20 protein-coding genes and 1 tRNA gene are annotated in these 23,627 nt (G+C 54.6%); 4 read left to right on the plus strand and 17 right to left on the minus strand.

Features of this window, described 5'->3' with window-relative positions:
* Nucleotides 1–123: 123 nt before the first annotated feature.
* From NC979_RS20495 to NC979_RS20505, 3 genes are read right to left on the minus strand one after another with little or no spacing between them, the layout of a single operon-like run.
* Entirely contained in the window at nucleotides 124–2,397 is a 2,274-nt protein-coding gene (locus tag NC979_RS20495) for a family 1 glycosylhydrolase (protein ID WP_199308922.1), read from the minus strand.
* Nucleotides 2,398–2,429: 32 nt separating this feature from the next.
* Entirely contained in the window at nucleotides 2,430–3,710 is a 1,281-nt protein-coding gene (gene glf, locus NC979_RS20500; protein ID WP_190521173.1) for a UDP-galactopyranose mutase, read from the minus strand.
* A 23-nt stretch (nucleotides 3,711–3,733) separates the two neighbouring features.
* Nucleotides 3,734–5,077, minus strand: coding sequence for a glycosyltransferase family 1 protein (locus tag NC979_RS20505; protein ID WP_190521175.1), 1,344 nt, complete (start codon nucleotides 5,075–5,077; stop codon nucleotides 3,734–3,736).
* Between the two features lie 896 nt (nucleotides 5,078–5,973).
* Between NC979_RS20505 and galE the strand changes: the two genes are divergently transcribed.
* Entirely contained in the window at nucleotides 5,974–6,981 is a 1,008-nt protein-coding gene (gene galE, locus NC979_RS20510) for a UDP-glucose 4-epimerase GalE (protein WP_190521177.1), read from the plus strand.
* Between the two features lie 173 nt (nucleotides 6,982–7,154).
* Here galE and NC979_RS20515 read toward each other — a convergent pair whose 3' ends face one another.
* The 13 genes from NC979_RS20515 to NC979_RS20575 all read right to left on the minus strand — a co-directional run bounded on the left by NC979_RS20515 (nucleotide 7,155) and on the right by NC979_RS20575 (nucleotide 20,788).
* A complete protein-coding gene (locus tag NC979_RS20515) occupies nucleotides 7,155–7,493 on the minus strand; it encodes a signal peptidase I (RefSeq protein WP_190521179.1) in 339 nt (112 codons plus the stop codon).
* A 27-nt stretch (nucleotides 7,494–7,520) separates the two neighbouring features.
* The gene (locus tag NC979_RS20520) at nucleotides 7,521–8,507 is read right to left on the minus strand and encodes a glycoside hydrolase family 43 protein (protein ID WP_190521181.1); all 987 of its coding nucleotides are present in this window, start codon (nucleotides 8,505–8,507) and stop codon (nucleotides 7,521–7,523) included.
* A gap of 84 nt (nucleotides 8,508–8,591) precedes the next feature.
* The gene (locus tag NC979_RS20525; protein ID WP_190521183.1) at nucleotides 8,592–9,398 is read right to left on the minus strand and encodes a phytanoyl-CoA dioxygenase family protein; all 807 of its coding nucleotides are present in this window, start codon (nucleotides 9,396–9,398) and stop codon (nucleotides 8,592–8,594) included.
* 414 nt (nucleotides 9,399–9,812) lie between these two features.
* A complete protein-coding gene (locus NC979_RS20530; protein ID WP_190521185.1) occupies nucleotides 9,813–10,661 on the minus strand; it encodes an MBL fold metallo-hydrolase in 849 nt (282 codons plus the stop codon).
* A 112-nt stretch (nucleotides 10,662–10,773) separates the two neighbouring features.
* Nucleotides 10,774–12,489 carry a GTPase HflX gene (gene hflX / locus NC979_RS20535; protein ID WP_190521187.1) on the minus strand — a complete coding sequence of 572 codons (1,716 nt, stop codon included), beginning with the start codon at nucleotides 12,487–12,489 and terminating at the stop codon, nucleotides 10,774–10,776.
* 38 nt (nucleotides 12,490–12,527) lie between these two features.
* Nucleotides 12,528–12,746, minus strand: a complete 219-nt coding sequence (locus tag NC979_RS20540) for a hypothetical protein (protein ID WP_190521189.1) — start codon at nucleotides 12,744–12,746, stop codon at nucleotides 12,528–12,530.
* A 5-nt stretch (nucleotides 12,747–12,751) separates the two neighbouring features.
* Nucleotides 12,752–13,810 carry a galactokinase gene (gene galK, locus NC979_RS20545; RefSeq protein ID WP_190521191.1) on the minus strand — a complete coding sequence of 353 codons (1,059 nt, stop codon included), beginning with the start codon at nucleotides 13,808–13,810 and terminating at the stop codon, nucleotides 12,752–12,754.
* A 2-nt stretch (nucleotides 13,811–13,812) separates the two neighbouring features.
* Nucleotides 13,813–14,916, minus strand: a complete 1,104-nt coding sequence (locus NC979_RS20550; RefSeq protein ID WP_190521193.1) for a M24 family metallopeptidase — start codon at nucleotides 14,914–14,916, stop codon at nucleotides 13,813–13,815.
* A gap of 42 nt (nucleotides 14,917–14,958) precedes the next feature.
* Entirely contained in the window at nucleotides 14,959–16,059 is a 1,101-nt protein-coding gene (galT, locus tag NC979_RS20555; RefSeq protein ID WP_190521195.1) for a galactose-1-phosphate uridylyltransferase, read from the minus strand.
* Nucleotides 15,971–17,944, minus strand: coding sequence for a glycoside hydrolase family 2 protein (locus tag NC979_RS20560; protein WP_190521196.1), 1,974 nt, complete (start codon nucleotides 17,942–17,944; stop codon nucleotides 15,971–15,973). The genes galT and NC979_RS20560 overlap by 89 nt, the downstream gene beginning before the upstream one ends.
* Before the next feature lie 486 nt (nucleotides 17,945–18,430).
* Nucleotides 18,431–18,502: transfer RNA gene (locus tag NC979_RS20565), tRNA-Thr, on the minus strand.
* Nucleotides 18,503–18,613: 111 nt separating this feature from the next.
* A complete protein-coding gene (locus NC979_RS20570; protein ID WP_073611208.1) occupies nucleotides 18,614–19,135 on the minus strand; it encodes a LabA-like NYN domain-containing protein in 522 nt (173 codons plus the stop codon).
* Nucleotides 19,136–19,759: 624 nt separating this feature from the next.
* On the minus strand, nucleotides 19,760–20,788 hold the full coding sequence (locus NC979_RS20575) for a DNA/RNA non-specific endonuclease (RefSeq protein WP_190521198.1): 1,029 nt from the start codon (nucleotides 20,786–20,788) through the stop codon (nucleotides 19,760–19,762).
* 295 nt (nucleotides 20,789–21,083) lie between these two features.
* Here NC979_RS20575 and sodN point away from each other — a divergent pair, with 295 nt between their 5' ends.
* A complete protein-coding gene (gene sodN / locus NC979_RS20580) occupies nucleotides 21,084–21,557 on the plus strand; it encodes a superoxide dismutase, Ni (protein ID WP_190521200.1) in 474 nt (157 codons plus the stop codon).
* A gap of 112 nt (nucleotides 21,558–21,669) precedes the next feature.
* Nucleotides 21,670–22,050, plus strand: coding sequence for a nickel-type superoxide dismutase maturation protease (gene sodX / locus NC979_RS20585; protein ID WP_347403957.1), 381 nt, complete (start codon nucleotides 21,670–21,672; stop codon nucleotides 22,048–22,050).
* A gap of 8 nt (nucleotides 22,051–22,058) precedes the next feature.
* Here the strand turns inward: sodX and NC979_RS20590 are convergent, their stop codons facing one another.
* Entirely contained in the window at nucleotides 22,059–22,655 is a 597-nt protein-coding gene (locus NC979_RS20590; protein ID WP_190521202.1) for an HAD family hydrolase, read from the minus strand.
* A gap of 398 nt (nucleotides 22,656–23,053) precedes the next feature.
* Here NC979_RS20590 and NC979_RS20595 point away from each other — a divergent pair, with 398 nt between their 5' ends.
* Nucleotides 23,054–23,584, plus strand: coding sequence for a DUF4149 domain-containing protein (locus tag NC979_RS20595; protein WP_190521204.1), 531 nt, complete (start codon nucleotides 23,054–23,056; stop codon nucleotides 23,582–23,584).
* The last annotated feature ends 43 nt before the right edge of the window (nucleotides 23,585–23,627 follow it).

Consider the following 23,627-nt stretch of genomic DNA (forward strand, 5'->3'; position numbering starts at 1 on the left):
GACGTCAAACCGCAGCGCCCTGGCGAAAGTAGCTGCGACCCATGTTTACCATGCTCTAGCGTCTCAGCAAGTTGATACTGAGACGCTGGAGCACTGGTCTATCAAGAGACGAAGCCGAGATCCCTAAGCCTGAACCCGATCGCACTCGTTCAAGTACTGAGCGATCGCCCGGTCCAGATCTGGCAGCAAAATCCCACGCTCGCTGCTGAGCACACTATAGGCGGGGCGAGATGCCGCATAGCCAAAGCTTTCGGTGGAGCAGGATCGAATGAAAGAGGCATCCAACCCAGCGAGTTGCGCCGTCTGGCGAGCGAGGTCAGCCCAGGCGATCGCCCCTGGATTGGCCAGGTGCCAGATACCGTGCTCTCCATCAATCAGCAAGTCGAGGCTGGCATGAACCAGATCGGGCACATAGGTGGGAGACACGATCGCATCTTCCGCCGCTAGGAAAGGCTCTCCTGCCTGCAGGGTGCGAAGGGCAATAGTCAGGAAGTTGTGATCATCCCAGGGGCCAAAGAAAGCACTGGTGCGAATGACTAAAGATTCCCGATGGTAATGTAGCACCCGCTGTTCTGCCTGGGCTTTGCTGTGGCCGTAGACATTTAGTGGCGCAACCGGATCGCTTTCTAGATAAGGCTGTTGGCGATCGCCGTCAAACACCAGATCCGAAGAAAAAGTGATCAGCCCAATATTGCGCTGCGCACAACTCTCCGCCAGAATAGCGGCCCCATCTGCATTAATGCTGCAGCACAGGTGAGACTCCCGCTCCGCATCATCGACGCGCACATAGCCCGCCGCATTGATTACGGCCCACGGCTGCATTTCCGCCAGCACCTGCTCAACCATGACTGGATTGGTGATATCCATCTCCTGGCGGCTCAGCAGGCGGTGGGGAATGCCCCGCAGGGCACAGATGCGCGCAAAGGCCTGACCGAGCGTGCCGGTCGCTCCAGTGATGAGCAGGGGAGATGGGTGCAGGGGTGGATGGGTGGATGGGTGGATGAGTGGATGGGTTTCCTTCTGCCATCTGCCATCTGCCATCTGCCCTAACTCCACTGATTCGGTTTCTTTTGAAGTATGGCCGCAGGAAACGGGGGGATAGAGCAGGCGATCGCTCCGTTTCCACCAGCCGGGGACTTCTAGGAGGGGGTGATGGTAGGGCTCACCTTGGGAAAAATGGCGGAGCACGGTGGCGATCGCTGTGGGGCGGGGCGGAGGCGATGACATAACGCCGCTGCATGGGGGACGCACGTCAAAGACGCCCGGCTCGTAAAAGCACTCGTCGCGGGTAACGAGGCTGTTCCAGTCGTAGGCACCCAGAAGTGACCAGGCGGTGACGGCCCGCAGGTCTACCCCCTCCTGGCGCAGGTGTTGGGCGGCATCCCAAATTTCCTTAAGCCAGCGCAGTTGCTCTTCTCGAGTGCAGCCCAGGTGAACCTCGGTGACGGCGATGGGCTGGTGGTAGCGTTCCCAGACCTCTTTCAGCAAGACATCGGGGGGACAAATGCCTTCCTCGCAGACCCGCACCGCTTCCACATCAGCATATTGATGCTTGCCGTTGCCGCCGTGGGTGTGGGGCGGGTAGCGATCGAGCCGTTCATCGAGGAAGCGATCGCTGGTCAAATAGCGATTAATGCCAAAAATATCGGGCGAGCAGGGATGATCGAGAAACCAGTCTAAGTCCGATTCCTCAGCTCCGCTCTGCCGCAAATAGTCCCATAGCTCGTGGCTCCGATCTACCCGGCCGCAGAGTAGATCAAAGGATAGCCATCGCCGCTCATTTTCGAAGGCAATTTGATAGCTCAACAGCGGCGTGCCGAACGTCTTGCCCAGATCTTCGGTCTGCACCAGTTTCGCCGCCGGGTTGATGCGACGAATGGCCTCCATGGACAGGGCAACCCCACGGCACTGGTTGATCAAAGCTCGAATAAAGCTCTGATCGTCCTGGGCATGGGGATACCAGTGGCCATACAGCCCGCTGAAGCGGGCGGTGGTCAGGGGCTCATTGACTGGGGTGTAATATTCCAGCCAGGGATAGCGGGTGGCAACGGCCTGGGCAAACTCAGCCAGGCCGTTGGCGAACTCCGGGTCTAGCAAGCTAGTGTGAGGCGGACCGCTGCCGTGGTGTACCAGGCCAACAATGGGACGAATCCCGATATCATCCAAGTACGCTAATCGCTGGTCTGCCCAGCTCCAGTCGGCCTGCTCTGGGCCATTGGGGGCTGTACGTTCCCAAAGGATGGGATAGCGGATAGCCTGGATGCCCAGATTGGCAAAGCAGTCGAGGTCTTCAATGCGGGTATCGTGACCATTGCGCTGGAGCTGATCAAAATAGCGATCGCCTACCCGGTTCACAGTACATTCAACGCCACCCCAAAGTTCCAGCTTGGGTAACATCTGGTCTGCACTCATCACACGCTCACTATTGCTCAACGAGATTTACCATTTGTTTCGGCTTTGCCTGCCGCCACAGGGGTAGCAGAACGGCTAGAGCCATTGCTGGAAACAGCCTTGAAGGATCCATTGCCATTACCGTTGCCGTTACTGTTGCCGTTGCCATTCGACATTGGGACAACAGGCTGCTTTGCCGGTAGGCTCTCTTCCCTGGGGTGCCAGCTAGAGCGATTAGACAGCTGGGCATGGAGTGCTAAGGCCTGAGCCACCACCTGATCCATGTTGTAGTACTTGTAGGTGGCGAGCCGTCCCACAAAGTGAACCCCCGGTTCGGCATCGGCTAAAGCTTTGTACTGCTTGTAAAGTTCGGCATTTTCGGGGCGTGGTACAGGATAGTACGGATCGCCCTCGGCCTGGGGATATTCGTAGACAATACTGGTTTTGAGATGTTCTTGCCCAGTCAAGTATTTGAACTCGGTGACCCGGGTGTAGAGGTGCTCGTTGGGATAGTTGATGACGGCCTGGGGCTGATGCACTTCCTCGTTCAGCGTTTCATGTTTGAATTCGAGGGAGCGGTAGGGCAGCTTGCCGTAGCAGTAATCAAAGAAGCCATCTACCGGACCGGTGTAAATCATTTCCTTGTAGGGAATGACATCCTGAATTTCCCGGTAATCGGTGTTGAGCATGATTTTGATGTTGGGATGCGCCAACATTTGCTCAAACATGCGGGTGTAGCCGTGGAGCGGCATGGCCTGATAAGTATCGGTGAAGTAGCGATCGTCCCGGTTGGTGCGGGTGGGAACGCGAGCGGTAACAGATTTATCCAATTCGGAGGGATCAACGCCCCACTGTTTGCGGGTGTAGTTGCGGAAGAACTTTTCGTAGAGCTCTCGCCCCACTTTGCTCACCACCACATCTTCAGAGGTGCGAATGTAGTCTTTAGTTTCAGCGAGGGAGGCTAAGAATTCCTCAACCTCAAAAGCGGTCAGCTTCAGTCCATACAGCTTGTTGATGGTGTCCAGATTGATGGGAATCGGGACTAACTGACCATCCACGCTGGCTAAAACTCGGTGCTCATAGCGTCGCCACTCGGTGAAGAGGGACAAATATTCAAACACATCGCGGGAGTTGGTGTGGAAGATGTGGGGGCCATATTTGTGGACCAAAATCCCGTCTTCATTGTAGTGATCGTAGGCATTGCCACCAATGTGGTTGCGAGTATCTACAATCAGAATTTTTTTATTTTGCTGAGTTGCTAAGCGCTCTGCTAAAACACTGCCGGCAAATCCAGCACCAACAATTAAATAGTCAAACATGGGGCTACTCCTTGCAGTGAAAATTAGATCGCTACCTGGTCAACGTTGGCGGCGATCGCCGTTGGATATTTGGTCTTGACCGAGGTGGTCTCGGACGGGGTGGTCTTGCGGGCGTTGGCGGCGATCGCCTCCTCAATCCGGTCATTCATGGCCTGCCAGGTCAAATCCCAAGAGGTTTGAGCCAGTCGGGCATCAACCCGATCGAGCCAGTCGGATGGGGCTTGGCTCTGAGCCAGAGCAGCGGCGATCGCCTCCACAAACTCCGGCACCGTATCAGCAATGTGAACCAGGTTCTCGTCGCCGTAGGGCCGCACCACATCTCGAATCGAGGTCGATACCACAGGTTTTCCACCAGCCAGGTATTCCGGCGTTTTGGTCGGGCTGATGAAACGGGTCGATTCGTTGCGGGCAAAAAGCAGCAGAGCCACATCCCAACCGGCTAAATAGTGAGGCAACTCTTGATAAGATTTGCCCCCTAAATAATGGATGTTGGGCCGTTGGGGAAGAGAAGCCGAGTCAATTTTGACAACTGGGCCAACCATGACCAAATGCCAGTCAGGCCGAGCCTGGGCGATCCCATCCAACAACTCCAGATCCAGCCGTTCATCGATCACCCCATAAAATCCCATACGGGGATGGGGAATCTCTGCCTGATCGTGTGGCTCGGGCAGGGGCTGTCGAGCTTGAGCAAAGTGAGCGGCATCAATGCTGCTGGGGAAGGCATGAACACTTGAATGTTGGTGCTGCTTAGCTTCGTAAAGGCTATGTCCACCGGTGAATACGAGGTCGGCCATCTCAAACAGACGGGCTTCCCAGGCTTGCAGTTGGGGATGGGCGCCTTTGAAAGCGGAAAGCTCGTCCATGCAGTCGTACACCACAGCGGACGCGGGCAAATGATGGGTAAAAGGCACCGCCATCGGTGTGTAATACCAGAGGATCGGCTGTTGAATTTGAGCTTCCGCGAACAGGGTATTCAGCAGCTGCTGTAGGGAAAGCGTAAATTCTTCGTCGCTCAGGCTTTCGGAAAGATGGGGAACAACAATCCAGACCCCACAATCACGCTTGCTAATGTCGAGATAGGAAGTCTCTTCAGAAACGGCGATCGGCTCCTCCACGATAAAAACGCGGCGAGTCTGAGCACAACGGTTGAGCAGATGTTGGGGCCGCTGATATACAAAATCCCACCGCAGATGAGAGAAGCAAATTAAATCTGGTGCTCCAGGCGCTGAGGGTTCTAGTTCCGTACCTTCAGGCCACCGTAAGCCGAGGGATGCAGCGCTTTGCTCTAAACTGAGCTGATCTTCTATCGATTTTTTGTCGGATAGCTTTCTATTAAAATAGCTCTCTGAAATATAGTGGGTCGACATCTTACCTCCCAATTTGCAGGGTTAACAATCTAATGTTTCCAAATCGTGCTCTACTCTTGGAGCTAATACAGGCGAAATTTCCGCTGAAATCCCATAGCTTGCACAGCTATCCATTGCAAACAATCAATTTCTCAATTTCGCAAGATATTTGCTCTTAGCCACCACTTTAAGCATCGCCAAAGATCTCCAGTGGGAGCTGACACCTTCAGAGTAGGGGGTTTGTTTCTAGTGGGAACATCTCTTTGGGTAGAAGTTTAAAGAACCAAAAGTAATGTATCTCTGCTGTATAGACTTTCACTTATAGAGGTAATTGCTCTACTAGGTTAACGAGAGTCGTTATCTGCGGAAAGGTTGGTAGCTCCATTTCCGCTGCAACAATGCGCTGATTTATTAACGGTTGCAGCAGTTGTTGGAATGTGATTCACTGAAAAGTGACCATGAATTTTCGCTCTCGATGGGACCCAAACTAGTTCGCCTAGGTGCGATCGCTTGTCAAAACGGCGAAGAAGCTTCACCTTTGATGCCATATGTCGTGCCCTTACCTCACCTCAAATCGATTGGCTACTGAATTGAGCAATTACTTCTAGAGTTAGAGGAATACGCGGCTGCTTTTTATTATTATATTGAGCTAGGTCTAGGAGTTTATCAATAACCTTTACGGCAATGGTGGATTGTCAAAGTTAGTTAAAGGCCTGTTTGTTCTCTAGAGGCTTTGTCAATTTCTCTAGCTTACTTTGGATAAACAAAGGATGAGCGCAAAAATTTGCGTGTTAATTGCTATTTTTGACGCTGGCTCTTCTTAAGCTTAAATTAACTTCGGTTGCAGCGAGCAGATTTTTTGGATTATAAAATCTATAAAAGACGGTTGAAAACGTCATTTAAAAACGGGGAACACCATGCCTGAAAAATCGATGATTTTAGTGACGGGAGGGGCGGGATATATTGGCTCCCATGCAGCCCTAGCTTTGCAGCAGGCAGGGTATGACCTGTTGGTGCTGGATAACTTATCGAATGGCCATCAGGAGCTTGTGGAGCAGGAATTGCAGGTAAAAGTAGTGGTAGGCGACATTAGCGATCGCCCCTTCCTCGATCACCTCTTTTCCACTTACCCGATTGCCGCTGTAATGCACTTCGCCGCTTACATTGCCGTAGGAGAATCGGTCACTGATCCCGGCAAGTACTATCGCAATAATGTGGCTGGAACATTAACGCTTTTAGAGGCAATGGTTGCGGCTTCGGTGAAGCAATTGGTATTTTCGTCTACCTGCGCGCTGTATGGCACTCCCAAATTTGTGCCCATCACCGAAGACCATCCCCAAGAGCCCATGAGTCCCTACGCCACCAGCAAACAAATGGTGGAGCGGATGCTGGCAGATTTTGATGCAGCCTATGGGTTAAAGTCGGTTCGCTTTCGCTACTTCAATGCGGCAGGAGCCGATCCCGATGGACGATTGGGCGAAGACCATGCGCCGGAAACCCACCTCATTCCGCTGGTGCTGTTGGCAGCGCTAGGCAAGCTAGAAAGCATTGCTATCTTCGGCACAGATTATCCAACCCCCGATGGCACCTGCGTTCGCGACTATATTCATGTTGCGGATTTGGCCCAGGCTCACGTTTTGGGTTTGCAGTATCTGCTAAACGGCGGCAACAGTGATGTGTTTAATTTAGGCAACGGCAGCGGTTTCTCTGTTCGTGAAGTGATTGAAGCAGCTCGTCGGGTAACGCAACGGGAGATTCAGGTGGTAGAGCGCCATCGCCGCCCTGGTGATCCCCCCACTTTGGTTGGCAGCAGCGATAAGGCTCGCAGTGTTTTAGAATGGCAACCCCAGTATGCTGATCTCGACACAATTCTGACCCACGCGTGGCAATGGCACCAGAAGCGGCATGGTAGCGATCGCCCCTAATTGTCTCCGTAGTAGCCCAATCCTTAGAGGGCTTTAGAGGGGGGTGAGGGCTGCGGTAAGACTTGAATTGTTGGAGAGTAGACAGCCGAGACGGCTATCCCACAAGAGCTTCCCTACAGATCCTTGGGCCTCGATGACCATCTATTTGTGGGATGGGCCTCTGGCCCGTCCGTTTACCATCGAACGGTCAGCACCACAGAGTCTTCTTCTGCCCGCCAAAAGTGAGCAATGCCGGGCAGCCAGAGAGCATAATCTCCCTGTGTGGCCAGCACGGTTTCACCATCGGGAAACTGTAGACAAAACCGACCGCTAATCAGAACGGAGAGGGTGGTGGTTTCAGCCGGGTCTGTCCACTCGGGGCGGCAGTCGCCCGCCTTATGAACGCCCCATTTCACTTCCACTGCCGAGGTTGCGCGGGGGCTGATAGATGGGGTGACAAACGAGCCAACAAACCACCCTCGCTTTTCTTCCCCATCGCTGTAGGCGTTACCTGTAGTTACGTTTGATAGCATTTCAATACCCTGCTTAAACCCAATTTCTTAAATGTCTTGTGGTGTCCAGGTTGGACCGTGACAGCGAGGTCCTTCTGCTGTCCAAAGCAGCCGATCGATGCACATTCGCCGTGCCGTCATCGCCGGATCCCAGGCATGATAAACCACGTATTCAGTGGAGTTATCAGGATGTAGGGCAATCGAGTTATGTCCCGGACCTAAAACAGAGTTGGGATGCGATCGCAACACCCGTGGCCCCTGCTCATTCCCCGCATCTGAATAGGGACCCAGAACGTGATCGGCCACGCCATAGTCAACGCCATAGCTCTCAGTTTCCCACCGGCCACCGCTGTAGAAACAGTAGTAGCGATCGCCATGCTTACGCACGCAGGGGCCCTCTAAGGTATGCCAATCGTAGGTGCCGCCATACATGGGGCGATCGGCCAAAAACCGTTGCCAGTCGTGCCGCGCCCGCAGAACGACTTTGGGGTCTCCGGCGAGGGTAGTCATGGTTGAGAGGCGATCGACCACTAGGGCCGTGCCCGCCCGCACCCCTGCTTCCGTATCTAAAAAATCCTGAGCATAGAAGAGATACCACTGCCCATCGTCATCCTGGAAGGGGCTGGGATCAATGGCAAAGGCACAGGCATGGGGATCAATTAACGACTCGCCGACATCCTGAAAAGGCCCGAGAGGGTCAATGCTGGTGGCGACCCGTAGCTGATGATTTTTATCCCCATGCCCTACGGAGTAATAAAGATAGAAGATGCCTTCGTGGTAAGCCACTTCCGGTGCCCAAAAGTTATCTCCCAAGGCGGGATCAGGCCGCAGCAGAGCATTTCCGGCAGGCTGCCACTGTATCAAATCCTCGGATGTCAGTAGTGGAAAGACCCGCAGCTTGTGCAGCTCATCCACTTCTCCAGCCGCTTCCGCTGGCCCCGTACCGATCGCATAATAAATCCCCTGATATTGCCAAACAAACGGGTCGGCAAAATACTCTGGATAGACCGGATTGGTGTAGGTTTGCGGAGCCATTGTTGAACCGGGGCTAGGGTTTAGCGATCGCAGGAGGTTGTCGAGCGCTGCCTCCTGCGGTCGCTAAACTCGCGCCTCCCGTGACTAATATTCGAACTTTACGTAGGTTTCCGTGGCGTTGTCGGCTAACTGTTCTACGGTGTTGCACCGGAGCAACTGCTGCTGTTGCGGTGACAACTCATTGTAATAGCCCTGCTCCAGGGTTAAATCTACCTTATGGGTGTGAAGCCAGTGCATGACGTAGCCCATCACTATCATGGGGCGGGGTTCGGGAGTAATGTTGGGAGTGCCGCGGTGGAGAGCTAGGGGCGATCGCACCATCACATCTCCCAGCTGCATATGAAATTGCTCCATCTCAATTTCGCCCGCTCGAAGTTTGACCAGCCCTTCTTCGCGAGACATCACATGGGTACCCCGGGCCATCTCAAAGGGGCCGTTGTCGGCGGTGACTTCGACCAGGGGAAAGTTGACCGCCAGTGCATACAGCGGTGTCACAATCTGGTCAGAAAATAGGGGGCGAAAGTCGCGGTGAATGTCCTGATATTCAGACCCCTGCATGGGAATATCGGCGGCCAGCTGTACCAGCTTGTATTCCTGGTAAAAAACGCGATCGAGGATGCCCAGAATGGTTGAGTTAGCAAAGACTTCAGGGTTGGCAAAGGGGGCAACCCAGGGCAGAGTCACATAGCCGCGCGCAGTGCCCCTAGGGGCGACGCCACCCGGTTGTTGCTGCCGCTTCTGAAATAAGGCGTCGAAGGCGGCTTTCCATTCGTCAATCAGGGCGCGATCGAATAGCCCGCGAATGATGCATATTCCATCTCGGTTTAAGTCTTCTGCAAGTTGATCTAAATCGGCTGGGCTAAACGTTGTTTTTTGAATGCTCTGAATCATTGCGCAATCCGCTAAATGGGGGCGTTAGAGTGACATCGTGCCGCTAAAGATCGATAGGCAGAGCAAAATGTAACCCTCGACGTATTTCTATTCTCCCCATTGGTAGAAGCGGAATGCCTGTGATTCTGACGATTCTTCAAAAATCTCAATTTATTTCATGCGAACCTCTATCACCTGCGATTCTCACGGCGGAGAGAGTGACTGCAAGAGGACATCCTAGTTTTGCAAATTGATCCACCCTGCGGGAAGCAAGCTACATCCCCCAACCCCTTCTCCCATCTTGGGAGAAGGGGGGTCGGATTCAAAATCCCTCTCCCGATCTAGGAGAGGGATTTAGGGCGTAGCTTGCTTCCCGTTCGCGAGGCGTTCCGTAGGGTGGGTTAGAAAAGTGGGATATACCCGACTGCAATGTCCCTACCGCAACGAAGATTCTGGGGACGAAGATTTAACGAAGGTATCCAGTTCAACGGCATCATGGCTGCAGAAAAGGCGTACGTCGTTGGGGCGATCGCACGACAACTGCCACAATCGATCCTGATTTTGTAACCGGGCTGTGCGATCGGCTTCCATCATCCATTGATAGGCGCGTAGCCCTGGGGTGCAGTGGCGCTGCGATGGGTTCATCTCGTCCCGATAAAAATAGGCGTCGCCGGCGTGCAACAACCAGCCCTCAGCGGTTTGAACGGCGATCCCCGCGTGGCCGTGGGTGTGCCCCACCAGGGGAATGAGCAAAATTTCTGGGGGCAGCCCGGCCAGATCGCGAACGGCTTCAAAGCCAAACCAGGGTTCGCCTGCCGCTGTGTAGTATTGCCAGTGCTTGACCTGATCCCACTGGTTGGGGCGATAGCGCCGACTAGCGATAAACCCCTGACGATCGCGGGCTGTTTCTATCTCGCTTTGCATGATGTGAACGGTCGCCTCGGGAAAATCTTCTAGGCCACCGGCATGGTCAAAATCGAGGTGGGTCAAGACAATGTGGCGGACATCGCTGGGGGAAAATCCGAGGCGCTGAATTTGCTCAATAGCGGTGTATTTGCGATCGAACTGAATGTTGTTGAAATGGATGAAAAAGGGGCTGAGTCGCGAGTAGGGAGCCTCGACATCTTGCAGCCCAAAGCCAGTGTCAATGAGCACCAGTTCGCGATTGGTTTCTATCAGTAGACAGTGGCAGACGAGATGGGCGTTGAGGCCACGACTGAAGCCATCAAAGAGAGAGCCGCCAAGGGGACACATGCAGCCACAGTTGAGGTGATGAATGCGCATAAGCTTTTCCTCTGGTTAGTTAAGGAGTTGGGTTTAGGGTGTTCTAGCTAAATACCTATCGAAGATTTTTATGGCCACAGGCCCAACGGGCCGAGTGACCTCAAAAGGACATTTATTTGGATGGGATAATTTCAGGCGGCGTCATGCCGTGGGCATCGATGAACTGGACAAGGCGCTGTCGAAGGGTTTCTAGGCCCAGGCGCTCGGTGGCAGAGATGAAGAGGGCGTTGGGGTAGGTTTGTTGGGCCAGGGTCAGGGTTTCGCTGTCGGTGCGATCGACTTTGTTGAAGACGAGCAGCACATCGCCGGGGGATGAGGGCAATTCGTCGAGCACTTCTTGGACGGATTGAATGTGGCGTTCCCAAGCGGGGTGAGACAAATCGACGACGTGCAGGAGGGCGTCGGCTTCGGTGACTTCTTCTAATGTGGCGCGGAAGGCATCCATCAGTGCGGGGGGCAGGTGGTGGATGAAGCCCACGGTGTCGGTAAGGAGCAGATCGCGGCGATCGCCCGTGTCGGGATCCATAACAGTCAGACGGCGGGTAGTGGGGTCGAGGGTGGCAAAGAGCTGGTCGGCGGTGTAGATGTCGGCTTGGGTGAGGGTGTTGAGCAGGGTAGATTTGCCGGCGTTGGTGTAGCCGACGAGGGCGATCGCAGGCATATCCTGATTTTCTCGCTGGTGGCGCAGGCGGGCACGGTGGGCTTGCAGCTGGTCAACTTCTTGCTGGAGCTGGTTGATGCGCCGTTGAATGGTGCGCCGTTCGGTTTCCAATTTTGTTTCCCCGGGGCCACGAGTGCCGATACCCGCCCCTAGGCGCGACATAGCCTGTCCGCGCCCCCGCAGCCGGGGCAGCATGTATTCCAACTGGGCCAGTTCTACCTGGAGCTTGCCCGCCTGCGATCGCGCCCGCTGAGCGAAGATGTCTAAAATCACCTCGGTGCGATCGACGACGAGCAACCCAATCTGTTCTTCCAGGTTGCGCGCCTGGGTGGCCGAGATATCTCGATTAAAGACCACCAAATTGGCTCTAGAACGCTGGGCTTCTAAGGTCACCTCTTCCACTTTGCCCTGGCCAATCACCGTTTGCGAGTCGGGGCGCGATCGCTTTTGCTGCACCATGCCGACCACTTCTCCCTGGGCGCTTTCCACCAAACGCACAAGTTCGCCAATGCTGTCTTCAAACTGTTGCTCGGTCATGCCCTCGGCCATCACACCCACCAGCAAAACGCGATCGCGATCGGCTTGCCCGGTTGGCGCGTCGGATAGATCAAATCCCGCAGCCTGGATATCGCGTTCCCATTCGTGAATGCGCTCGTCAAAGTCTTCTTCGAACAGGGTGTTGGGGGCGATCGCTTCTACGGTCCACGGCTGTTCTGGGTCGGGAACGATGTGGGCTAGGTGCATCTGTTGGATGGAAGCATCGGCTTTGTCTTTGCGGTGTTTGTTGCCTTTGGGGTCGGCCACGATTAGCACCACCAGGGCATCTAGCCGTTGGCGTATCAGAGCGATGAAAGCGCTGGGGTCGGGAGGCTGAAACTGGACCGTTATGCAGCGGATGCCGCTGAGGCGATCGCCGCTGCGACGAGGCAGATCGGTTTCAGCAAGCTGTGTCTGCAGGGGAGTGCCGACTCCCACCCGAATGATTTGTCCGCGACGGTTGACGTAGCCGCTGATGGGATGGTGAATGGTCTGACTGAGGGTGGCGAGTTGCTCAGCAATCTCGGGGGTGAGCAAGCGATCGCCCGGCAATCGCTGATCGTAAAGCTTCTCTAACTGTTTAATATGGCTAGATTTAATCCCTTGAAGATTGCCGTGAACAGTTGCCATGGTGGTCCTCGCGGTCGGTGATTAAAGGGTTGATGTAGTTAGAACCAATCGGTCAGGAAGGTGTCGTCTTCGAGGGGCAAGGGTTGCTCATCAGATGGTGCGATTTCGGTTTTGGCTGAAGCCAGGAAGCTCCCCTGTTTGATTTGCTCTTCCAAGGACGTGAGGAACAGGTCAGCTGCTTCGATAGCCTCTTCAATGGCTCCTTCGATCAACTGATCTCTGGTTTCCAGGCGATTTTGGGATGGTTTGTTGCTCATGGGCTTTAACTAACGAGAAGACGGCCGTTGTGTCCGGCGTGATTGTAGCGTTCGAGGGTTGAGTGGGCGATCGCGTTTCCTTGGCCTTTGGCGACTAGGGCAACGCAAGCACCGCCAAATCCGGCACCGGTGAGGCGGGCACCAAAGACATCGGGGGTAGTTTGAAGAATGTCTACCAGGGCATCGAGGGCGGGGACGGAAACTTCGTAGTCGTCTCGCAGGCTGGTATGGGAGGCGTTCATCAGTTCTCCAAAGGCTTCGGGGGTGATGCTCTCTAGGGCCTTCAAAACTCGATTGTTTTCGGTGATCACATGCCGAGCCCGCTGGCGGAGCGGCTCAGGTAACTGCTCGGCCTGCTGGGGATCGGTGATGTCGCGCAGGGCTTTGACGCCCAGTTGCTCGGCGGCGGCTTCGCACTCGGTGCGGCGCTGGTTATAGCCGCTGGTGGCCAGCGATCGCGCCACGCCACTGTCGATCACCACAATCTCTGCACCCGTGGGGAAGGGCAGAATTTGGCGATCGAGGGTGCGGGTATCAAGAAACAGCATGTGATCGGTGTCGGCCAGGCTAGAGGCCATCTGGTCGAGAATGCCGCAGCTAACCCCGGCATACTGGATTTCAGCCTGCTGGCCAAACTGGGCGATCTTCACATCGTCCAACGGCAGCTGAAGGAGCGATCGCAGCCCTCGCAAGGTGGCCACTTCTAGTGCTGCACTGCTGGATAACCCAGAACCGATTGGAACGGACGACGTGACGAATATGTTTAAAGGCGGAATTTTGTGTCCAGCCGTTTCTAAAACGCGAATGCAGCCATTAACGTAGCTGGCAAAGCCCTCGGGATTGGCCCCAGCGGGGTCGAGGTCGACCTGCTCCTCTAATTCGGCGGAATAGAAGTGGTGGCAATCATCGGGGCTGAAGCCGATGGCAACGGTGGTGTGTTGGGGAATGGCGGTCGGCAGCACAAACCCATCGTTGTAGTCAGTGTGTTCACCCAATAGATTCACCCTCCCGGGGGCACGGGCTTCAACGTCGGGGGCGGTGTTGAAAATTTGCCTGTAATCCATGATTAACGCTCCAGGGGAATCGATCGCAGCCGTCCGGCAATCTCCTGGTGAGGAAACTGAGGGTCAAAACTCAGGTTCTCCAAACTGTTATCCGGGTGCAAAACAAAAGTGTCCTCAATTTTTGCCCCTGGAATACTAGGGTTCCAGGCCAAGATCATGGGGGCTGCGAGGCGATCGCCCGTCTCTGCCGTAGCCACCACCTCCCGCGCCCCATACCCAGCGGTTCCCCCCTGGTGATGTTCTCGAATCGCGTTAGGAAACCCGTGCTGTTCGTAGGCTGTTGCCAACGCGTGATAAATGGCATTCAGCGGCGTATCCACCTGAGAGTGATCGAGCGCAACAGCTTCAATCTCAGCAATGGTGCGATGGCGTTGCCGGTCCGATTCCGACAATTTTTCAAAGAAAACAAAGCGAGTCAGACTGACAATCAGCCCGTGACCGCGCGCGCAAAACACCAGCATCGCCTGTCGTCCCAAAGCTTCACCGCTGGGCAGGGGATGGCGGTAGAGAGGAAGGCGGCGATCGCCCGCTGCCAAGGTCAACGCCGGATGTAGCCCCCTAGACCACATGGCTTCTGCCCCGGCTCCAGCCAATTGATGCTCCGTCCAGGTCGGCTGGGCTTGAGTCAAAACCTCGGTCATCGCTTCGCTGGCCAGCCGCCCCACTTGGCGGTAACGATCCAGTTCGCTGGGCAACATTACCCATCGATGCTGAATGAGAGATGCAGGCAAGGCCGCTTCAGTCGGGGCTCCCGATGGTTTATCGCTCAATACCTGGCCGCCCTGGGTTGCTTCTTCTACAAAAGCTTGTCGCTCAGAACCTTGTGCCCATGGATTAACCTGAAGTTTGTAAGGAGAACCCTCTGGCAGTTCCTCATCCTTCAACCGCTGAGCCTCAATTTCATCCGTCAGCACCCAGGCATCGGTGGGGGTTACTAGCACCTCAGCCACCCCAGCTTCAGCGGCTAGCAGCACTGTGTTAGAACCCCCAGCCGTTGCCCAGGCAAACCAATCGGTTCCTCGCAGACGGATTCCGGCGGCGTCGGTTTCCTGAAGCGTATTCCGCAGAACGGCTAATTTTTCAGAAATTTCTTCTGATCGATTCATGGCATAACTTGCCCTACTCAGTGGTCAATGACAACTACAGACTTAAACGTGAGTAACTTGTTCAAGCTCGACGTTAACGGCCTGTAATTCCTTAGCTTTTTCTTCGGGCAGCGCATCATTGGCAAACATCCCCGCTGCCAGTTCCGTTCCGGCTAAATACTTCAGCCGGTCTGAGGTGCGATAGGGAGGATAAAACTGGGCATGAAGGTGCCACTCTGGATGCGCTTCCCCATTCACAGGAGCTTGAAACCAGGCCATCAAGTAAGGAAATGGACGCTGCCACAATCCGTCGTACTTCAGGGTCACGGTCTTTAGCGCCCTGGCTAAGCTCGCCCGCTGCTCAGAGGTTAGATCCAGGAACGTGGCCACAGGTTGAATCGGAGCAATCCACACTTCATAGGCATAGCGAGCGCACACGGGAACGAAGGCGATCGCCCACTCATCCCGATACAAAATCCGCTGATTGTCCTCAATTTCCGCCTGAATCAGATCCTCCAGCAACCCTCGCTGGTGCTGCTGATAATGCTCCCGCTGGCAGTCTCCCATCCGAGCCGGAACCGGTGGCACAAAAGGATAGGCATAAATTTGGCCGTGAGGGTGGTGTAGCGTCACCCCCACCTCGACCCCTTTGTTCTCAAAAGGCAGGACGTATTGAATTTGGGAGTGCTGGCTAATAGCCTGGGTGCGATCGCCCCACACTTGAAACAGCAGCTCAATATGATCCAGCGGTAGCGAACTCAGCGCCGCCTGCGGATCTTGAGTAAACACCACCACCTCGCAGGCACCGTTGGCGGGCACCGTATCCACAATTTCACGCGGAGAATCCGCCGCTGACGGAATCAGCGACGGAAAGCGGTTTTCAAAAACCGCAATGTCGTAGTTGCCCTCGGGTAACTCGGTGGGAAATTGCGGGTTTTTGGTCGGGGCCAGTGGATTGTATTCTGGGGGCGGCATGAATGTCCGCCCCTGGCGATGGCTCGCATAGGCCACCCACTCCCCCCGCAGCGGATGCCAGCGGAGGTGTGGATTAGCCTGGACAGGATCACTGCTCGGACTAGGCGCAGTTATTCCCGCCGCAATGGGTGACCGGCTGTACAGGGTGAGGTTGCGCCCATCTGGCTTCAAGAGCGTCTGAGAGTGCATGTTCTATGTGGGCCTGGGCTACTTTTACAGGCTCTTGCAGCATAGACGGGGCATCCTCTCCCATCCCCCTACCTAAAGTGGCAGATGCGATCGCCCAAATGGGGAACTTTGGCGTGCGATCGATATATAACAGCCCGTTTGCCTCCTGGAAGGTATCTGTCAGCTGGGTGTAGCAGAAACCGCTGAACATTTCCACCTGATTCACCGTTTGCAGCAGCTCCGCATACTGTCGCTGAAACTCCAGTGCATTATCCGAGCGCGCATAGCCCCAGGTGCTGCTCTGCTCTTCAGGTTTAGTGCAGGCAATGCCGCCAAACTCCGTCAGCATGATCGGCTGTCCTTGGTGAGGGTAGCCGTCTAGGGTCAGCACCCGACCGCCAGGACGCTGGCGATCGAACAGATCCGCCAACTTCACCTCGGGCCCATAGCGTTTTGCCAAACTATGGGATTGAGTGTCGTAGTCGTGGATCGCCAAAATGTCCGTGGCCGTACTTTCCCAACCATCATTCCCGATCACCGGACGGGTCGGATCGAGGGTTTTAGTCAGGTGATACAACGCCTGGACACAGTGACGGTGGGCCGGAGTTGCGGTCAAGTCGGGCACGCCCCAGGACTCGTTGAAGGGTACCCAGACCACAACACAGGGATGGCTGGCATCGCGTTCGATCACCTCCGTCCACTCCTTCGTCAACCGTTCTACCGCCTTGGGGCTAAAGCGGTAGGCACTGGGCATTTCTTCCCACACCAGCAGCCCCAGCACGTCGGCCCAGTAAAGGAAGCGGGGATCCTCAATCTTCTGGTGCTTACGCACACCGTTGAAGCCCATTTGCTTGACCAGTTCCACGTCCCGGCGCAGGGCTTCATTGGAAGGGGCCGTCATCAGCGTGTCTTCCCAATAGCCCTGATCGAGCACCAATCGCAGGTAGTAGGGATGCCCGTTGAGCATGAAGCGATCGCGCTGGATATTCACCGTCCGCATGGCGGTATAGGAGGTCACCTCATCCACCAACTGCCCCTGACACCAGAGTTGAATCTGAGCATCAATCAGCGTCGGCTTCTCAGGACTCCACAGCAATGTGTTGCGATAGTCATCAATCCCGGGGTCCGACAGGGCAATACGGCGGTGAATTTCGCCATTCAACACCTCATACATGTCGTTGACTAGGAGTTGCTTGCCCACTGTCAACCGCACCTTCAGGTGCATTTCCCTTTGCAGGTCGCCGGAGACAAACCCTTCAAAGCCGATTTCCCAGCGCTCAAAATGGGGTGTCCATTTAATGCGATCGATATAGGTGGCAGGAACTTTTTCCAACCACACCGTCTGCCAGATGCCGCTAGTCCGGGGATACCAAATGCTATGGGGTTCCCGCTGCCAGTCCTGCTTACCCCGTGGTTTTGCCAAGTCGTAGGGGTCGTCCTCTGCCCATACGGTTACTGTCTGCTTACCATCTGGGCGCAATACAGAAGTAATATCCATCGAGAAGGGGGTGTGCCCGCCCTCGTGGTCAACCATGAACTGGCCGTTTACCCACACCCGCGCCCGATAATCGACAGCTCCAAAGTGGAGCAGGACGCGATCGCCTTCTGCCGACACCTCAAACTCTCGCTCATACCAGCAATTTGGATGAAACCCCGTGTCGTGAATACCACTCCGGATAGATTCGGGAGCGAACGGAACTTCGATATTCTGACCCCACGATGTAACATCACTGGGTCGTGCAAAGTGCCCCTCATCATCGTAGGTAAACTTCCAGGTGCCATCCAGGGAAGTCCACTGAGAACGCTGTAGCTGAGGACGGGGGTATCCTGAGCTTGCCTGCGCCTGAAGGCTGGGGGTTAAGTCGCAGGGATATTCTTCTTCAAGACATTTACCGAAGAAATTCATGGGGATGTCTAACCAAACTGCCTGTGTTCAAACTGTTGTGCTAAGGATGCCCTCTTAGCACTCCTTAATTACCTCTATTCTCGCAGTTATTTAACTCTATAACCTAGATTGAATTCCTCATGGCACCTCCAAAAATACCGGGGAGGCTGTCTTGCAATGAGACTGTGGAGATCGATAACTAGACACTGATTCGTCAAGGCGAGTCAGTAGCACTTCACTGGTGAGAGAATCCGTTCTTCATCGAGTGGGTGATGCTTGTCATTCATTTAAATACAGATACAGCCTGTGCTACCGACTTAGTTGACCCAAGCGGTTGCTGAGATGATGGAATCTAGGGTTGTCTGAGCAGTGAGCTAGCAAGGCTAAGCGCCGAGAGATGGCGACGATGGTTCAGTGGGGATGCGAGCGCGTTCATGAGCCAGGGAAGTTGCTGGCGCAGAAGACGATGCTTAGACCCATATCCACACAGGGACGGTATTCACTAAAAGCCGATGGCGGGATTTGAACCCGCGACCGCTCGATTACGAATCGAGTGCTCTACCACTGAGCCACATCGGCATGGATATTTACAGTTAGCTAGTATAACAGGGTCGGCGATACGCGATCGAGTCGTTTCCCAGGGCAGTGAGGCTAGGCAAAGCAGCACAGCCCTGGGGTTAGTCTGACGCCTTAGTCTTTCTCAATATACTTACGAACACTGTTGAGGTCGATGTAGCGATCGGTGGCGTTGCGCAGTTCGCGGGCAATCATCCCCTCCGTCGAGACAACAGTTATGTGAGTGTTTTTTGAGCGCAGCAACTCAATGGCCCGCTCAAAGTCGCCGTCGCCGCTAAAGAGAACGACCTCATCGTATTGATCTACGGTGTTGAACATGTCGATGGCAATCTCAATATCGAGATTGGCTTTTTGGGAGTAGCGCCCAGAGGTATCGTCGTAATACTCCTTGAGAATTTTGGTTCGCACAGTGTAGCCGAGGCTGATCAGCGCATCCCGAAAACCGCGCTGATCTTGGGGGTCTTTCAGCCCGGTGTACCAAAAGGCGTTGACTAAGGTAGCCCCACCGTCAAGGCTAAGAAAATATTCAAGTACCCGCTTCGGATCGAAAAACCAGCCATTCTTTTGCTGGGCGTAGAACATATTATTGCCGTCTACGAAAATCGACAAACGCTTCAAGCCGTATCTATTTGCCATAAATATGAATAATAATTAACTTAACGAGTCATCTATCTTATAAGCAGTGTAAATGCTGATTCTAGTTAACTTAGTAGACTAAACACTCAATCGATAGTGAGGTTTGACTCAAGAAAACTAGGCCTATCCAAAGCGTTCGTATAGAGAACAAGGCTAAGAGTGTAGCCGCTTCTACCAAAAAAATCTAGAGATTAGTTAGGCTTAAAGGTAGAAAATCTCAATGGGTAGGAAATAGATCAGCTAGTTTACGCTGTCAAATCCCACAAAATTTTAGGGGTTAACCTTACAGCCATTTAAATCAAAATTGAATGAATTCAATAGCTTAGACTGCACCGCAGCCCTGATTTTCAGCCCTAAAAATGAGTGGCTCTACTATTTGCATCTGAAGTAAACGCACTTTGTCAAATTGATGCTGTAAATCTGGAAAAATAAAGCAAATATCTACCTTATCTCTAGCAGTTGTATTAAAGACACACTGCCTTACTGAACTAGCTACACCCGAAGAATCACTATGACGCAGTTTTAATAACCAAACTCAATATCATATTGAACTAAACCTAAAATTAACTTTATCTTTTAACTATAGTATACTGCCAATCCCTGATCTGGAATCAGGGGCCCCACTCACGGGGGTGCATCGCTGGTGCGGGCCTTGAGAACGGCCTGAAGCTCGGCGGGTAGATTTCCAAAGAAGCTATGGCCAGTGGCTATTTCAATGCGCTGAACCGAGGTTTGGTAGCGACGCCAGTCAGGGCTGACCTGGTTGCTGTTGGGCAGATCAACGGCAATTATTTGACTGTCACTGCCAATGCCTAAGTCCCCATTGGGGAGGCGATCGTACACCACAATAATTTTCCATAGGCGGGAAGGTATAGCAATGGCTCGGTTGCCGATGTTGCCCTGGCTGCCGTAGGCTCCAGCAAACACGTGCAGGCTGTGGTCGTACTGGTAAACCAGCGATCGCCCGTATTCTTCCAGTTCCCGCCAGGTGCCACGGTTGTTGTCAGGGGCTTGGGGAATGATGTTGGTCATCAAAAAGGTGGCAGCATTGTTGCTCACGCTGCTGGTGCGATCGCCGGAGGGCACTACATGGCCGCGATCGTAGCCGCTGCCCCGATAGTCGTTGGGGGTAACCTGGTAAAACCCAGCGGGCAGCGCCCCGTCGGGGCGAAAGTTGTCTTGGCGATCGGTGGAGCCCAGCCAGGCGGCATCTACTTCCCAACTGGCCCAGTTAAGCCCGTTGCGATCGCGGCTGTAGCTGAGTACATACTGATCACGCTGAATTAAATAGTTGTTGGGGTTGGTGGTTGCCGCCTGGCTGGGATTGCCCAGCGCTAAGTGGGGGTTGCTAGAGGCCGGGGCGGGTGGATCGGCAGCCGGTGTTTCAGCAGGCAGCAGTTCGCAGGCTCGACCGTTGCCATCACCGTCAAGACTGTAGGGGTCGCCCCCAAAAGCATCAAGTACCGCTTGAGCCCGAGGTTGGCTAGCGAAGTCGCCACAGTTGCAGTCGTCATCGACACAGGGAGGCAGGGTTGATACATCCACAGGGGCAACCCAGTTGATCATCGACAGCAGGTTTCCACAGCCAGTCAGCCCTAGCGCCAGGGCCACAAGCAACAATTGGTTCCAGGGACGCAGCCGAGAAAATGTCATTGCCAATCGACCCATGGTTGAACGGTCATCCTCTTGAAAACATTCATACAAATGTACTGAAGTTGCGCCCGAGTGCGACGATCTGCCTTGCCGATTCTGGCCGAATCTATTGCCAACGGCAGGGGCGGAGGTTGCGGAAGGACTCAATAGCGTTAACAATGTGAAACGTGGCCTGGCTTATTCCCCTGCCTAGCATAGGGATGTTTCACCCCATCGGGTGCGGGGTTGCCGCTCGGGCCAGGCGCAAGAAAATTCTCGTTTTTTGCCCGTATTTCTATTTATTACCAGGATGATTATGCTCAACCAAGCAATTGCCAAGCTACAGGCATGGTTCCCCGCCGCTGCCGTCCACGCGCACTGCGATGGCCCCTGCGGCGTTTACGATCCCTCCTCGGCTCGCATTGCCGCCGAAGCTGTGCTGTCGATGACCAAAAAGCTGGTGGACCTTGAGGTGCCCGCCGGTGGTGATAAGGCCGCTTCTGTTGCCTACCACAACACCTTCGCTCGCTATACCGCCATCAAAGAAGAGCAGGCTCAAATCACCAAAGATGAGCTGCTGGTGCTGTGGACTGACTACTTTAAGCCCATCCACCTAGAGCAGTTCCCCGACCTGCATGACACCTTCTGGAAAGCCGCCAAACTTTGCTCTGCCTGCAAGGTCGAAGTCAGCGTGCAGCACGCCAACGAGCTGATGGAAGCCGTGCAGAAAATCCACGGCATTTTCTGGGCAACCAAGAACCGTGATGTGTCTTGGTACACCGCTAGCTAGAGGGACATGAGGGAGATAAGGAAAGTGAGGTGGATAAGATGAGCAGGGCGAAGGCTCCTCATCTTCCCCATCTCCTTATCTTCCTCATCCCCTCACCCTTGAATTGAGTCTGGTGGAAAACAACCTCAGCAATTTCCCACAGCCGCCGTCGCAGTTGCGCCATAGTCAGTTCACCGATCTGGTGCTCTGGCTGTTGCGCCAGCGACGGCGGTTTCGCGTTGTGGGAGCCTCGATGCTGCCCCTGTTAGAGCCGGGTGTGGAGGTATTGATCGATCCTTCCGCCTATCGTCAGCAGCGACCGCAGCCGGGCGACCTGGTGGTGGCCGATCATCCTCGGCAGCCGGGACTGCTGCTGATTAAGTGGGTGGTCTATGTCGATGCCGACGGCTGTTTTTTGCAGGGGCTGAATGCGATGGAGAGCACCGACAGCCGCAAATTTGGCTTGGTGCCTTGGGCAGGGCTGGTGGGTCAGGTCGTCTGCCGGCTGCCCTGAGGAGGGAGCTAGGAGAAGCTTTCCACCATGGCCATGACTTCGGCAGGCGAGTCGACTCGGTAGGCGTGAATGCCGAGGGTGCGGGCCGCCTCAACATTGCGGGACCCGTCGTCGAAGAAGGCTACGCTGTCGGCGGGGGCATCGAGCGCCGATAGCACATGCTCAAAGACGGCCGTACTGGGCTTAATCAAACCAATCTTGTAGGACAAAAATAGCTGGTCGAAGTAGTCAAAAAAGTTGTAGCGATCGCGCAATCGCTCGTAGTGGGCAGGGTTAGTGTTCGACAGCAGCGACAGGTGGTAGCGGGGCTTGAGAGCCGCGAGCATTTCGTTGCACTGGGGCAGTGGCGCCCGCACGATTTCTAAAAACTCGTGCTTGACGACTGCGGGGGCGATCGCCAGACCAAAATCTTGCACAAAGGCGGCGGCAAAGGCATCGAAGTCAGTACGGCCGCTCTCAAAATCGACGACAGAGGGGGCGCTGACCCAGAGGCGGTGAATTTCCTCAATGGTGAGGGGACGACCCAGCAGGTCTTTGACCCGGTCGAGCCACTGTAGCTCTATCAGCACCCCACCCATATCAAACACAATGTGCGTAATGGCCATCGTTGTTGCTCCGCTGAAAATTGCCCAGACTTACTTTACCGGGCTGTGCTCTTGGGACAGTGCTCGGGGTCAGGGTTTAGAGGGTGTCTTGGCTAAATATTTGTGAGGCCATTTATGGTGATTAAGACGTTACCGTCTGTAACAGGTGGTAACGTTTTTTCTCGCCGGTAGCCGTTGTTAGAGTCGTGCGATCGCCCCAAAGCTACGACTGTAGAGCCTTTCATCTTTGTGTCACAACGTAAAGGCGGTGCAATAACAGCATTACCGAAAGAATAATTCACACCGGCAGCCAATAAAGTTCGCTAGGCTGAAAACATTGATAAATAAGGAACTCAGCCGTAAAACTCCGAGTTTCTGACCCCGCGCTTCACCCGTCATCCTTAATTAGGCATATATTCATGAATTCGCTATCTCACCCCATCGCTAAGCCCACTCCCTGGGTCGGGGCGGTTTTGTTCGCCCTCATGTTTTGGTTCAGCAGCAGCCTGCTGATGGACTTTGTCATCATGCCCGGGCTATTTGTTGGCGGTATGATGAGCCAGCCCGATTTTGGCTCGGCGGGCTACGCCATGTTTTGGGTGTTTAACCGTCTCGAGCTGCTGTGCGCTGGCGTCATTTTGACTGGTCTATTGGCAGCCCGCCAGTCGCGCCCCCAGCGTCCTGTAGTCGCTAGCGGCCTGCGCAGCCGTTGGGCTGTAGAGCTTGGGCTAGGCCTGTTAGCCCTTACTCTGGTGCTGACCTATGCGATCGCCCCCGCCATGGCTGCCCTGGGTGCTTCCCTCGACCCCTTTGCCGCCACCGTTGAAGTGCCCGGTGCTATGAACCAGATGCACGGGCTGTACTTTGCCTTAGAAGCTGTCAAGCTGCTGGGCTGCGGTGCGCTGCTCAGCCTGCTCTATGGAGACCTCAGCCGCGCTGAAGAACTGTAGGTTAATCTCTGTCTAAAAAGCCCCCCGGTTCTGAATATCGCAG

The organism is Leptolyngbya subtilissima AS-A7 (assembly GCF_039962255.1).
Taxonomy (GTDB): domain Bacteria; phylum Cyanobacteriota; class Cyanobacteriia; order Phormidesmidales; family Phormidesmidaceae; genus Nodosilinea.

Excerpts from the sequence above, each read along its gene's own strand:
- NC979_RS20495 (WP_199308922.1), bottom strand. The coding sequence starts at position 2,397 with ATGTTACCCAAGCTGGAACTTTGGGGTGGCGTTGAATGTACTGTGAAC.
- glf (WP_190521173.1), bottom strand. The coding sequence starts at position 3,710 with ATGTTTGACTATTTAATTGTTGGTGCTGGATTTGCCGGCAGTGTTTTA.
- NC979_RS20505 (WP_190521175.1), bottom strand. The coding sequence starts at position 5,077 with ATGTCGACCCACTATATTTCAGAGAGCTATTTTAATAGAAAGCTATCC.
- galE (WP_190521177.1), top strand. The coding sequence starts at position 5,974 with ATGCCTGAAAAATCGATGATTTTAGTGACGGGAGGGGCGGGATATATT.
- NC979_RS20515 (WP_190521179.1), bottom strand. The coding sequence starts at position 7,493 with ATGCTATCAAACGTAACTACAGGTAACGCCTACAGCGATGGGGAAGAA.
- NC979_RS20520 (WP_190521181.1), bottom strand. The coding sequence starts at position 8,507 with ATGGCTCCGCAAACCTACACCAATCCGGTCTATCCAGAGTATTTTGCC.
- NC979_RS20525 (WP_190521183.1), bottom strand. The coding sequence starts at position 9,398 with ATGATTCAGAGCATTCAAAAAACAACGTTTAGCCCAGCCGATTTAGAT.
- NC979_RS20530 (WP_190521185.1), bottom strand. The coding sequence starts at position 10,661 with ATGCGCATTCATCACCTCAACTGTGGCTGCATGTGTCCCCTTGGCGGC.
- hflX (WP_190521187.1), bottom strand. The coding sequence starts at position 12,489 with ATGGCAACTGTTCACGGCAATCTTCAAGGGATTAAATCTAGCCATATT.
- NC979_RS20540 (WP_190521189.1), bottom strand. The coding sequence starts at position 12,746 with ATGAGCAACAAACCATCCCAAAATCGCCTGGAAACCAGAGATCAGTTG.
- galK (WP_190521191.1), bottom strand. The coding sequence starts at position 13,810 with ATGGATTACAGGCAAATTTTCAACACCGCCCCCGACGTTGAAGCCCGT.
- NC979_RS20550 (WP_190521193.1), bottom strand. The coding sequence starts at position 14,916 with ATGAATCGATCAGAAGAAATTTCTGAAAAATTAGCCGTTCTGCGGAAT.
- galT (WP_190521195.1), bottom strand. The coding sequence starts at position 16,059 with ATGCACTCTCAGACGCTCTTGAAGCCAGATGGGCGCAACCTCACCCTG.
- NC979_RS20560 (WP_190521196.1), bottom strand. The coding sequence starts at position 17,944 with ATGAATTTCTTCGGTAAATGTCTTGAAGAAGAATATCCCTGCGACTTA.
- NC979_RS20570 (WP_073611208.1), bottom strand. The coding sequence starts at position 19,135 with ATGGCAAATAGATACGGCTTGAAGCGTTTGTCGATTTTCGTAGACGGC.
- NC979_RS20575 (WP_190521198.1), bottom strand. The coding sequence starts at position 20,788 with ATGACATTTTCTCGGCTGCGTCCCTGGAACCAATTGTTGCTTGTGGCC.
- sodN (WP_190521200.1), top strand. The coding sequence starts at position 21,084 with ATGCTCAACCAAGCAATTGCCAAGCTACAGGCATGGTTCCCCGCCGCT.
- NC979_RS20590 (WP_190521202.1), bottom strand. The coding sequence starts at position 22,655 with ATGGCCATTACGCACATTGTGTTTGATATGGGTGGGGTGCTGATAGAG.
- NC979_RS20595 (WP_190521204.1), top strand. The coding sequence starts at position 23,054 with ATGAATTCGCTATCTCACCCCATCGCTAAGCCCACTCCCTGGGTCGGG.